This is a genomic window from Streptomyces sp. AcH 505, assembly GCF_000818175.1.
GTDB lineage: Bacteria > Actinomycetota > Actinomycetes > Streptomycetales > Streptomycetaceae > Streptomyces.
The window spans coordinates 1,439,586-1,451,622 of the sequence record NZ_JTIY01000001.1 but is presented as its reverse complement, the minus strand read 5'-3'; the positions used below and the strand labels follow the sequence as shown (position 1 = coordinate 1,451,622).

Annotated in this window: 8 protein-coding genes and 1 pseudogene; 6 read left to right on the top strand and 3 right to left on the bottom strand. The window is 71.4% G+C overall.

Annotation, left to right across the window (positions count from 1 at the left end; translation table 11 throughout):
* Positions 1-333: 333 nt before the first annotated feature.
* The 3 genes from HY68_RS06600 (at position 334) to HY68_RS06590 (ending at position 3,759) form a co-directional block, all read left to right on the top strand.
* A complete protein-coding gene (locus HY68_RS06600) occupies positions 334-909 on the top strand; it encodes a sigma-70 family RNA polymerase sigma factor (protein WP_041985532.1) in 576 nt (191 codons plus the stop codon).
* A gap of 134 nt (positions 910-1,043) precedes the next feature.
* The gene (gene guaB, locus HY68_RS06595) at positions 1,044-2,546 is read left to right on the top strand and encodes an IMP dehydrogenase (RefSeq protein WP_041985528.1); all 1,503 of its coding nucleotides are present in this window, start codon (positions 1,044-1,046) and stop codon (positions 2,544-2,546) included.
* 88 nt (positions 2,547-2,634) lie between these two features.
* Complete coding sequence (locus HY68_RS06590; protein WP_041985526.1) at positions 2,635-3,759, top strand: GuaB3 family IMP dehydrogenase-related protein; 1,125 nt, start codon at positions 2,635-2,637, stop codon at positions 3,757-3,759.
* An 80-nt stretch (positions 3,760-3,839) separates the two neighbouring features.
* On the opposite strand, the gene HY68_RS06585 is transcribed toward HY68_RS06590, so the two are convergent.
* Both HY68_RS06585 and HY68_RS06580 read right to left on the bottom strand, forming a co-directional pair.
* Positions 3,840-4,364: a hypothetical protein gene (locus HY68_RS06585; RefSeq protein WP_041985522.1), complete on the bottom strand. Its 525-nt coding sequence runs from the start codon at positions 4,362-4,364 to the stop codon at positions 3,840-3,842.
* Between the two features lie 120 nt (positions 4,365-4,484).
* Entirely contained in the window at positions 4,485-5,747 is a 1,263-nt protein-coding gene (locus HY68_RS06580) for a nucleotide sugar dehydrogenase (protein WP_041985520.1), read from the bottom strand.
* Positions 5,748-6,006: 259 nt separating this feature from the next.
* Here HY68_RS06580 and HY68_RS06575 point away from each other — a divergent pair, with 259 nt between their 5' ends.
* Positions 6,007-7,713, top strand: coding sequence for a glycerol-3-phosphate dehydrogenase/oxidase (locus HY68_RS06575; RefSeq protein ID WP_041985517.1), 1,707 nt, complete (start codon positions 6,007-6,009; stop codon positions 7,711-7,713).
* A gap of 69 nt (positions 7,714-7,782) precedes the next feature.
* Here HY68_RS06575 and HY68_RS06570 read toward each other — a convergent pair.
* Positions 7,783-8,834 (bottom strand): annotated as a pseudogene (locus HY68_RS06570) (serine hydrolase domain-containing protein).
* Between the two features lie 178 nt (positions 8,835-9,012).
* Here HY68_RS06570 and HY68_RS06565 point away from each other — a divergent pair.
* Together HY68_RS06565 and HY68_RS06560 are read left to right on the top strand one after the other, a co-directional pair.
* A complete protein-coding gene (locus HY68_RS06565) occupies positions 9,013-11,106 on the top strand; it encodes a serine/threonine-protein kinase (RefSeq protein ID WP_107070059.1) in 2,094 nt (697 codons plus the stop codon).
* A 208-nt stretch (positions 11,107-11,314) separates the two neighbouring features.
* Positions 11,315-12,037, top strand: a 723-nt coding sequence (locus tag HY68_RS06560; RefSeq protein ID WP_041985515.1) for a protein kinase, incomplete at its 3' end; no start/stop codon positions are given.

Sequence of the window (12,037 nt, the reverse complement as noted above, 5' to 3'; positions counted from 1 at the left end):
CGGCACCTCGCGGCGTTGCCGAACCGCCCCGATAGCTCCGCTATCGAAGCGTCCCGGCGCCTTGCGATCCACCGCACCAGACGCCGCGGCCTGTCCGACCCTGATCCGCCGGACAGGCCATAACTCAGGGTGGGCGGGGCAACGTATGCCCGTACGCGACCGTTTCCCGCGCGATGCCGCATCCTTGGAGATGTGGAGTTCCTCGGGAACGAGTCGGACGAGCGCGAGGGGAGGGCACAGGGCATGAGTTCCGCCGCACCTGCTCATAACGCTTCAGTGCACAACTACGGACGCGGTGCCACCAATCAGGAGCCGCCAAGGCACCATGGACCGATGCGCGACGACGAGCCCACAGTGATCGGTGCGCTCGTCCACCGTGCCGTCGACGGTGACCAGCAGGCGACGCACGACCTCCTCGCCCGGGTCCACCCACTGGCGCTGCGCTACTGCCGTACGCGACTGAGCAGGCTCCCCGGCGACGCACGGCACTTCGTCGAGGACCTCGCGCAGGAAGTGTGTGTGGCGGTCCTCATGGCGCTGCCGCGCTACCGCGACACGGGCAGGCCCTTCGAGGCGTTCGTCTTCGCCATCGCCGGACACAAGGTCGCCGATCTCCAGCGGTCCGCCATGCGGCACCCGGGATCCACGGCCGTACCGTCCGACGAGATGCCGGAGCGGCCCGACGACTCGCTGGGACCCGAGGAGCGGGCGCTGCTCAGCAGCGACGCCGAGTGGGCGAAGAAGCTGCTCGCCAACCTCCCCGACAACCAGCGCGAACTGCTGGTGCTGCGGGTCGCCGTGGGGCTGACCGCCGAGGAGACCGGACAGCTGCTCGGCATGTCGCCCGGCGCCGTACGGGTCGCGCAGCACCGCGCGCTCAGCAGACTGCGCGCCCTCGCCGAGCAGTAGGCGGCGGCAGTGGCCCGGCGCCCGGCCCTCCGGCCGTGACCCAGGTCCTGATCGAGACGATCGTGGAATGAGACCGCCGTGGAGCCCGTTAGCATGGACATCCGCACCGATCAAGGCCATCTGGGGAAGGTGTCATGACTGCAAACGTCGACGGAGTGCCCGAGAAGTTCGCGACGCTGGGGCTGACATACGACGACGTGCTGCTGTTGCCTGGCGCCTCGGAGGTGCTGCCCAACCAGGTGGACACGGCGTCCCAGGTATCCAGGAACGTACGGGTCAACATCCCGCTGCTCTCCGCGGCGATGGACAAGGTCACCGAGGCGCGGATGGCCATCGCGATGGCCCGCCAGGGCGGGGTCGGTGTGCTCCACCGGAACCTCTCCATCGCCGACCAGGCCAACCAGGTCGACCTCGTGAAGCGCTCCGAGTCCGGCATGGTGACCGACCCGATCACGGTCCATCCGGACGCCACGCTGGCCGAGGCCGACCAGCTCTGCGCGAAGTTCCGGATCAGCGGCGTCCCCGTCACCGACGCGGCCGGCAAGCTGCTCGGCATCGTCACCAACCGCGACATGGCCTTCGAGACGGACCGCGGCCAGCAGGTGCGCGCCGTCATGACCCCCATGCCGCTGGTCACCGGCAAGGTCGGCATCTCCGGCGTGGACGCCATGGAGCTGCTGCGCCGCCACAAGATCGAGAAGCTGCCGCTCGTCGACGACGCGGGCATCCTCAAGGGCCTCATCACCGTCAAGGACTTCGTCAAGGCCGAGCAGTACCCGAACGCGGCCAAGGACGCCGAGGGCAGGCTGCTCGTCGGCGCGGCCGTCGGCGCCAGCCAGGAGGCCCTGGAGCGGGCCCAGGCGCTGGCCGAGGCCGGGGTCGACTTCATCGTCGTGGACACCTCGCACGGCCACAACAGCAACGCGCTCAGCTGGATGTCCAAGATCAAGTCCAGTGTCTCCGTGGATGTTATCGGCGGCAACATCGCCACCCGCGACGGCGCGAAGGCGCTCATCGACGCGGGCGTGGACGGCGTCAAGGTGGGCGTGGGCCCCGGCTCCATCTGCACCACGCGCGTGGTCGCCGGCATCGGCGTCCCGCAGGTCACGGCGATCTACGAGGCGGCGTCGGTCTGCATGGCCGCCGGTGTCCCCGTCATCGGCGACGGCGGCCTGCAGTACTCGGGCGACATCGGCAAGGCGCTCGCCGCAGGGGCCAGCACGGTCATGCTCGGCAGCCTGCTCGCGGGCTGCGAGGAGTCACCGGGCGAGCTGCAGTTCATCAACGGCAAGCAGTTCAAGTCGTACCGCGGCATGGGCTCGCTCGGCGCCATGCAGTCGCGCGGCCAGGCCCGCTCGTACTCGAAGGACCGCTACTTCCAGGCGGACGTCTCCTCCGACGACAAGCTCGTGCCCGAGGGCATCGAGGGCCAGGTGCCCTACCGGGGCCCGCTCGGCGCCGTGCTGCACCAGCTGATCGGCGGGCTGCGGCAGACCATGGGCTATGTGGGCGCCGCCTCCATCGACGAGATGGAGCGCAAGGGGCAGTTCGTCCGGATCACGGCGGCGGGGCTCAAGGAGAGCCACCCCCACGACATCCAGATGACGGTCGAGGCGCCGAACTACAACCAGCACTGACATCTCCCGATGCCGCCGGTGGCCCGTCACCGGCGGCATCGGTGTGTCGGGGATACTGGGACGGCTGACGTAGAGGGAAAGGCACATCGTGACTGAGATCGAGATCGGGCGCGGCAAGCGCGGCCGCAGGGCGTACGCCTTCGACGACATCGCCGTCGTCCCCAGCCGGCGCACCCGGGACCCGAAGGAGGTCTCGATCGCCTGGCAGATCGACGCCTACCGGTTCGACCTGCCGTTCCTGGCCGCTCCGATGGACTCGGTCGTCTCCCCGCAGACCGCGATCCGCATCGGTGAGCTGGGCGGGCTCGGGGTGCTCAACCTCGAAGGCCTCTGGACCCGTTACGAGGACCCGCAGCCGCTGCTCGACGAGATCGCCGAGCTGGAGGAGGCCACGGCCAACCGCAGGCTCCAGGAGATCTACGCCGAGCCGATCAAGGAAGAGCTGATCGGGCTGCGCATCAAGGAGGTGCGGGACTCGGGCGTCGTCACGGCCGCCGCGCTCTCGCCGCAGCGCACCGCGCAGTTCTCGAAGGCCGTGGTGGACGCGGGCGTCGACATCTTCGTCATCCGCGGCACGACGGTCTCCGCCGAGCATGTCTCGGGCGCGGCCGAGCCGCTGAACCTGAAGCAGTTCATCTACGAGCTGGACGTCCCGGTCATCGTCGGCGGCTGCGCCACGTACACCGCGGCGCTGCACCTGATGCGTACCGGCGCGGCCGGGGTGCTCGTCGGTTTCGGCGGCGGCGCGGCGCACACCACCCGTAACGTGCTGGGGATCCAGGTCCCGATGGCGACGGCCGTCGCGGATGTGGCGGCGGCCCGCAGGGACTACATGGACGAGTCGGGCGGCCGGTACGTGCATGTCATCGCGGACGGCGGGGTCGGCTGGTCCGGCGACCTGCCGAAGGCGATTGCCTGCGGCGCCGACTCCGTGATGATCGGCTCGCCGCTCGCGCGCTCGTCGGACGCGCCGGGCAAGGGCAGGCACTGGGGCATGGAGGCCGTCCACGAGGACGTGCCGCGCGGCAAGCTGGTGGACCTCGGTGTCGTCGGGACGACGGAGGAGGTCCTGGCCGGGCCCTCGACCATCCCGGACGGCTCGATGAACTTCTTCGGCGCGCTGCGGCGGGCCATGGCGACGACGGGCTACAGCGAACTCAAGGAGTTCCAGCGCGTCGAGGTCACGGTCGCGGACTCGCAGCACCGGCGCTGACGACCACGCTCGTGTGTGGCGCTCGTAGATGAGGGTGCCCCGGCCGGATTCCGGCCGGGGCACCCTGGTGCGTACGGGCTCTACTCGGCCGTCTTCTTCGCCGCCGAGAAGGCGGCGAACGCGGCGAGCGCCAGGAAGACGAAGCTCATGAAGTCCATCTCCTGGCTCCACGCGTCGGTGAGGACGCTGAAGTGGTCCATCACCATGCTCGTCGCCGACACGTCGAGCTGCTTGCCGCCGATCGCGGCGAGGCCGAAGATCTGCCCCAGGTAGACGGCGCCCAGCGCGAGGAGCGCGCTGACGCCCGCCAGCAGCTGGTTGCCGCCGCCGACCTTGCCCGCGGCGAAGCCGATGAGGGCGCCGACGCCGAGGGCGGCCCAGCCGATCTCGCGCTCGGTGAGCCCGATGATCCAGCCGTACACCAGGGCGGCCACGAGCGCGGCGATCACCGCTGCGACCACACCGCCCGCGATGTTGTTGCGGACCCTGGCCGGCGGCGGGGCCGGCATGAACGGGGCGGGCGGAACGGCGCCCGCGCCGTCGGCGAACGGGTTGCCGGACGGCGGAACGGGCTGGTTGCCGGGCGGCTGGACAGGCTGGCTCATGGTGAAAATCCCCCCCAGGGATTATGGCGTGCGCATGACTTGCACACGATGGCCCTGGAGAGTAACAGCCGCCACCGACAACGCGGTACGCAATTCCAGCTCAGGGCCGGTGTGGCCGGTTCAGAGCCGGTGCGCGGCCCCCGCCGGGCTCGCGCCCCTGGTGTCCAGCAGCAGTTGGGCCTTGACGGCGAGCCCCTGGAGGTCGTACGTGCGGTGGTGCTGGAGCAGCACCGTCAGATCCGCGTTGGCCGCCGCCTCGTACAGCGAGTCGGCGCGCGGTACGGGCTGGTCGCGCACGCGCCAGTCGGGGACGTACGGGTCGTGGTAGCTGACGGCGGCGCCGAGATCCGTGAGCCGGCAGGCGATCTCGGTGGCCGGTGAGCTCTCCTGATCGGCGAGGTCCGGCTTGTACGTGACGCCGAGCAGCAGCACCCGCGCGCCGCGCGCCGACTTGCCGTGCTCGTTGAGGAGGGTCGCGCAGCGCTGGATGACGTACTGCGGCATCCGCGTGTTGATCTCCTGGGCGAGCCCGACCATCCGCAGCGGATGGCCGGGGGTGCGGCCCGCGTGCGGCAGATAGCTGGGGTCGAGCGGTACGCCGTGGCCGCCGACGCCGGGTCCTGGCCGGAACGCCTGGAAGCCGAACGGTTTCGTCTCGGCGCAGCGGATGACGTCCCACAGGTCGACACCGAGGTCGTGGCAGAGGACGGCCATCTCGTTGACGAGGGCGATGTTGACATGGCGGAAGTTGGTTTCGAGGAGCTTGACCGTCTCGGCCTCGCGCGGGCCCCGGGCCCGTACGACCTTGTCGCTGAGCCGGCCGTAGAACGCGGCGGCCGACTCGGTGCAGGCGGGGGTGAGGCCGCCGATGACCTTGGGGGTGTTGGCGATGCCGTGGCTGCGGTTGCCGGGGTCGAGCCGGCCGGGGGAGTACGCGAGGTGGAAGTCGCGCCCGGCGCGCAGCCCGGAGCCCTCTTCCAGTACGCCGCGCAGGAAGCCCTCGGTGGTGCCGGGCGCGACCGGCGACTCCAGCAGCACGGTGGTGTGCGGGCGCAGCCGCGCCGCGAGGGCGCGCGCCGCGGTGCCGATGGCGCTGAGATCGGGGGTGCGGTCGGGCCCGAGGGGGGCCGGCGCGCAGATGACGGCGGTGCGGACCCGGCCCAGCTCGGTCGGGTTGGTGGTGGGGCGGAAGCCGCGTGACAGCATCCTGCGCACGTCGGACGCGGTGAGTGAACCCTCGGCCGGGGTGTGGCCCGCCGCGAGTTCGGCGACCGGGCGCGGGTCGGTGTCGTAGCCGATGGTGTCGATACCTGCGGCTACCGCGGCCTGGGCGAGGGGCAGGCCGAGATGGCCGAGTCCGATGACGGCGAGATCTGCGGGCATGGCGGTGGCCGTCCTTCCCTTAGCCGGAGTGGACAGTGAGCGCAAGCCAGGTTGGACAGAACGAGCAAGCGCAATGTCAGACTAGGCTTAAATATGACCGTTATGCGGCATTGCGTGGCCCGGGGAGTCGGCGTCGGATCCGGATCTTCGACCGGTGTTATCCACAGGCAGTGGCTGAAGTCGGCGAGGGCGGACAGAATCGAGTGGTGGGCCTGACCAGTGGTGGGCCTGACCACACGGGGGCGACGGGAGGCAAACAGTGAGGACAGCGACAATGGGACCCGCTGAGCGCGAATCCGCGCTCGCGGCGATGGCCGAGCGCGAGCTGGACGTGCTGGTGGTGGGCGCGGGTGTGGTCGGTGCGGGGACCGCCCTCGACGCGGTGACGCGTGGCCTGGCCACCGGCATCGTGGAGGCGCGCGACTGGGCCTCCGGCACGTCGAGCCGGTCGAGCAAGCTGATCCACGGCGGTCTGCGCTATCTGGAGATGCTCGACTTCGGGCTGGTGCGCGAGGCCCTGAAGGAGCGCGGTCTGCTGCTGGAGAAGCTGGCGCCGCATCTGGTGAAGCCCGTTCCGTTCCTCTACCCGTTGCAGCACAAGGGCTGGGAGCGGCTCTACGCGGGCTCGGGCGTCGCGCTGTACGACGCGATGTCGGTGTCGTCCGGCCATGGCCGCGGCCTGCCGACACACCGTCATCTGACGCGCCGCCACGCGCTGCGCGTCGCGCCGTGCCTGAAGAAGGACGCCCTGGTGGGCGCCTTGCAGTACTACGACGCGCAGATGGACGACGCGCGCTATGTGGCGACGCTGGTGCGTACGGCGGCCAGTTACGGCGCGCATGTGGCGAGCCGGTCGCGGGTCGTCGGCTTCCTCCGCGAGGGCGAGCGGGTCGTCGGCGCCCGGGTGCAGGACGTCGAAGGGGGCGGCGAGTACGAGATCAGGGCCAAGCAGATCGTCAACGCCACCGGGGTGTGGACGGACGACACGCAGTCGCTGATCGCCGAGCGCGGCCAGTTCCATGTCCGCGCCTCCAAGGGCGTCCATCTGGTCGTCCCGAAGGACCGGATCCACTCCACGACGGGGCTGATCCTGCGCACGGAGAAGTCGGTGCTCTTCGTGATCCCGTGGGGGCGGCACTGGATCGTGGGCACCACCGACACCGACTGGAGCCTCGACAAGGCCCACCCGGCGGCGTCCAGCGCGGACATCGACTATGTGCTGGAGCATGTCAACGCGGTGCTGTCGGTACCGCTGACCCGTGACGACGTGCAGGGGGTGTACGCGGGGCTGCGGCCGCTGCTGGCCGGCGAGTCGGACGCGACGAGCAAGCTGTCCCGCGAGCACACCGTCGCCCATCCGGTGCCCGGCATGGTCGTCGTGGCGGGCGGCAAGTACACGACGTACCGGGTGATGGCGAAGGACGCGGTGGACGAGGCGGTGCACGGCCTCGACCAGCGGGTCGCCGAGTGCGTCACGGAAGACGTGCCGCTGCTCGGCGCCGAGGGCTACCACGCCCTGTGGAACGGCCGGGCGAGGATGGCGGAGCGCACCGGCATCCATGTGGTCAGGGTGGAGCATCTGCTCAACCGCTACGGCACGCTGGTCGAGGAGGTGCTGGAGCTGATCGAGGCCGACCCCCGGCTCGGTGAGCCGCTGCCGGCCGCCGAGGACTATCTGCGCGCCGAGATCGTCTACGCCGCCTCGCACGAGGGCGCGCGCCATCTCGACGACGTGCTGACCCGGCGCACCCGCATCTCGATCGAGACGTTCGACCGGGGCACCCGCAGCGCGCAGGAGTGCGCCGAGCTGATGGCGCCGGTGCTCGGCTGGGACAAGGACCAGATCGCCAGGGAGGTCGAGCATTACGAGAAGCGGGTGGAGGCCGAGCGCGAGTCGCAGCGCCAGCCGGACGATCTGACGGCGGACGCCGCGCGGCTGGGCGCGCCGGACATCGTGCCGATCTAGCCGCGGGCCGGGCGGGCGCCGGGCGGCTCTCCCCGCGCGGGCGGCTCTCCCCGCGCGGGCGGATCAGGATCAGGATCCGCAGAATTCCGCGTCGAGGAGGGCCGGTTCGAGCGAGTCGTCGGTGAGGGCGTCCGTGTCGATCCGGTACGACAGGGTGTGGCGGCCGTCGGCCGTGGTCGCGGTGCGGACGTAACTGCCCGCGATCCGGCCGTTGTGGCCCCACACCGTGACGCCGCAGGAGAGCCGCTGCGGATAGACGCCCATCCCGTAGACGCCGTGCGTGGCGCGGGTGTCGAGCAGTTCGCGCCGCTGGGCGGGGGCGAGGAGTTCACCGTCCAGCAGCGCGGAGTAGAAGCGGTTGAGGTCGTCCAGCGTCGAGATCAGCTCGCCCGCCGCCCCCGCCGTACGCGGATCGAGATCGGTGACGTCGCTCAGCGGCCCGTCCGGGCCCGAAGTGCGGCTGTAGGCACGGCCGTGCGGGTCGGGGAGCGTGGTGCGGCTCCCGGGGAACGAGGTGCCGGTGAGACCGAGCGGGACGATGACGCGCCGCTCGGCCTCGGCGGCGTACGAACGGCCGGTGACCTGGCGGATGATCAGGCCGAGCAGTACGTAATCGGTGTTGGAGTACGCGTAGTCGCCTGCCGGGCCCGGCGTACGGGCCAGGGCGACGCGTACGGCGGCCCGCGGGGTCGTCGGGGCCGGCGCTGAGCGGTCGGCGGTGTAGTCGTACAGACCGCTGGTGTGGGTGAGCAGGGCGCGTACGGTCAGCCGGCGCCCGTCGTTGCCGTGGCCGCGCACCAGCCCCGGCAGCCAGCGCTCCACGGTGTCGTCGACTCTCAACGCGCCCTCGGCGGAGAGCTGCAGAACGACCGTCGCCAGCAGACTCTTGGTGACGGACCCCGCGCGGAAGTGGTCGGCCCTGCCGATCCCGGCCCCCGCGCTCTGGAAGCGGGTGGCGCCCGGTGTACGGGACAACTGGGCGGCGGCGGGGCGCCGCCCGCCGAGACCAGCAGCGACAGGACGGGGCCGTCGCTTCGTACGCCCGTCCCCAGCACGCTTGCGCCAAGCCCGAACAGGGCTATGACCAGCGGGGTGACCAGTCGGAGCCGGGGTAGTGGCATGGTGGGGGTCCTCTCCTCCGGACCCATCCTTACCGACGCGGGACCCGGGAGCGGCAGTGGTGCCGGAGTGAGGGACAATGGAGCCTCTGCCAGGGCGCGTTACGGCATCGCGCGGGCCGGGCCAGACAAGCGCCTGGCGGCGGTCGCGGGCCAGGATCAGGGAACGCAGAGGGGACGCATGTCGGAGGCGGAGCAGTCGCGGGACACGGCGCAGGATCCCCAGCACGAATCGGAACCGGAACCGAAGCAGGACGCGCCGGACGACGCACGACGAGACGCGTCCCAGGACGCACCGGAAGACGCGCCCAGGGACGTGCGGCGGGACGCGCCCGACGACGCGGTGCCGGACGCGCCGACGGACGCGCCCGCGGACACGCCGCGCGGCGCCGTCAAGAGCCCCACCCCCGAAGGGCGGCTGCTCGCGGGCAGGTACCGGCTGGGCGGTGTGCTCGGCCGCGGCGGCATGGGCACCGTCTGGCGGGCGCTGGACGAAACCCTCGGCCGTACGGTCGCGGTGAAGGAACTGCGCTTCCCCTCCAGCATCGACGACGACGAGAAGCGCCGGCTCATCACGCGCACCCTGCGCGAGGCCAAGGCGATCGCCCGGATCCGTAACAACGGCGCCGTGACGGTCTTCGACGTCGTCGACGAGGACGACCGGCCCTGGATCGTCATGGAGCTCATCGAGGGCAAGTCGCTCGCCGAGGCCATCCGCGAGGACGGCACGCTCACCCCGAGGCGCGCGGCCGAGGTCGGTCTCGCCATCCTCGACGTGCTGCGCGCCGCGCACAGCGAGGGCATCCTGCACCGCGACGTGAAGCCGTCCAACGTGCTGATCGCGGGGGAGGACGGCCGGGTCGTCCTCACGGACTTCGGCATCGCCCAGGTCGAGGGTGACCCCTCGGTCACCTCCACCGGCATGCTCGTCGGCGCCCCCTCGTACATCTCGCCCGAGCGCGCCCGCGGCCACAAGCCGGGCCCCGCCGCCGACCTGTGGTCGCTCGGCGGTCTGCTGTACGCGTCGGTCGAGGGCTCGCCCCCGTACGACAAGGGCTCCGCCATCGCCACGCTCACGGCCGTGATGACCGAGCCGCTCGACCCGCCGAAGAACGCGGGCGAGCTGGCCGAGGTCATATACGGGCTGCTGGCCAAGGACCCCGCGCTGCGGCTCGACGAGCCGGGCACCCGCAGGCTGTTGCTCGATGTGATCAACGCGCCGGAGAAGCCGGCCGCGCCGCCGCCGGCCCTGCCGGCGTCCGAGAAGACCCGCGTCGTGCCGCTGCCGCCGGTGCCCCCGGCGGCGGGCAAGCCGGCGAAGGCCGAGCGTGCCCCCAGGCCCCAGAAGACCCCGAAGCCGGTGAAGACCACGGCATCCGCCTCGGTGGGGGCCGGTACGGGCCGCACGCCCACCCGGCCGACGGCGCAGCCGGCCACGCCCGGAGCGCCCACCAGACCCGCGACGCAGCGCGCTTCCCTCACCGATGTGGTGCCCCGGCGCACCCTGGTGATCATCGCGGCCGTCGTCGCGCTGGCGCTGATCGCCACGATCCTCGCCATCACCCTCAGCGGCGGCGACTCCGGCGGCTCCGCGTCCGGCAAGGACGACCCGTCGGCTTCGGCGGGGGCCGGCGCGGGCGGTCAGCCGACCGGCGACGGCAAGGACGACGACAAGGGCCAGGGACAGAGCGAGGCACCGGGCAAGGCGGGCGGCAGCGGTGACACCCCGTCGGCCCCCGCCTCACCGGCGAAGTCCGGCGAGCCGGGCGACGGCGCTTCGGCGGGCACGGGAGGTGCGGGCGGCGGCGGAGCCGAACTGCCCGCCGGCTACTCCACGGTGACCGACAGCAGGTTCCACTTCTCGATGGCGCTGCCCAAGGGCTTCCACCGCACCGACATAGCGGGCCAGAACTCCGGCGGCATATACAGCGAGAACGGCGGCTTCCCGCGCGTCCAGGTCGACTTCACCAGCAGTCCCACGGGCAACGCCCTGCTCGCCTGGCAGCAGTTGGAGTCGGCGGTCCGGGGCAGCAGTTCCAACTACAAGCTCGTCGGGATGCGCAAGTCCGACTACAACGGGTATCCGACCGTGGCGGACTGGACTTTCGAACGGCAGCAGAACGGCGAGCAGATGAAGGTGCTCGACCGGGGTTTCCGAATCGACTCCAAGCACGGATATTCGATAATGGTCAGCTGCAAGGCGAGCGAATGGGACGGGGCGGAATGCAAGACGCTGCGCGACACGGCCTTCGCCACGTTCAAGCCGAAGGACTGACACCTTTCAGCCGTCGGCGCGCAGGGGCGCGGCTCCGGAACGACACGTTCCAGATTCGGTTGCCGCGACCCTGCGGCGCGTTTGCCTGCGGCCACGTATCGTGAGAGTACGCGAACCGTACGCAGCCACAATGGGCCGGTAATCGACCGGAATTGGCGGTTTCGTAGGTCTTCCGGATCAGGAGACCCGAGAGGTGAGGGGAGGCGTTGTGGACGAATACGCGGGTCGGGTGCTCGCCGACCGCTATCGCCTGCCCCTGCCGCCCTCCGACGAGTACGACCTCGTCGAGACCCGGGCCTTCGACACGTACAGCGGCCAGGAAGTCCTCGTCAGGCAGGTCCCGTTACCGGAAGTCGTGGACGCCGAGGTGGTGGAGGCGGAGAGCGGTCCCGCGCCGCGCCGGGTCTCCGGACGCACCACCCGGCGGCCGACCGACCCCGCGGTGCGCCGGGCCATCGAGGCGGCGCAGAGCGCGGCGCAGATCCCCGACCACCCCCGGCTCGACCAGGTCTTCGACGTGTTCGCCGAGGGTGGCTCGCTGTGGATAGTGAGTGAACTGGTCGCCGCCAGGCCGCTCGCCGCGCTGCTCGCCGAACGCCCGCTGAATCCCTACCGCGCCGCCGAGATCGCCTCCGACGTGCTCACCGCCGTACGGGTGCTGCACGGCCACGGCTGGACCCACCGGAACATCACCGTCCGTACGGTGCTCGTCTGCGACGACGGGCGCGTGGTGCTGACCGGCCTCGCCGCCGGAGCGGCGGAGGAGGCGCTGTGCGGATACGCGCCGGTGCCCGAGCCGCCCGGCGTGCCGGGACAGCAGCAACAGCTCGGTCCCGTCGGCCCACTTGGCGCGCCAGGACCGATCGGCGCACCTGGCGCACCCGGCGCCTTCGGCGCACCCGTACCGCCCGCCGGCGCGCCCGGCTCGCTG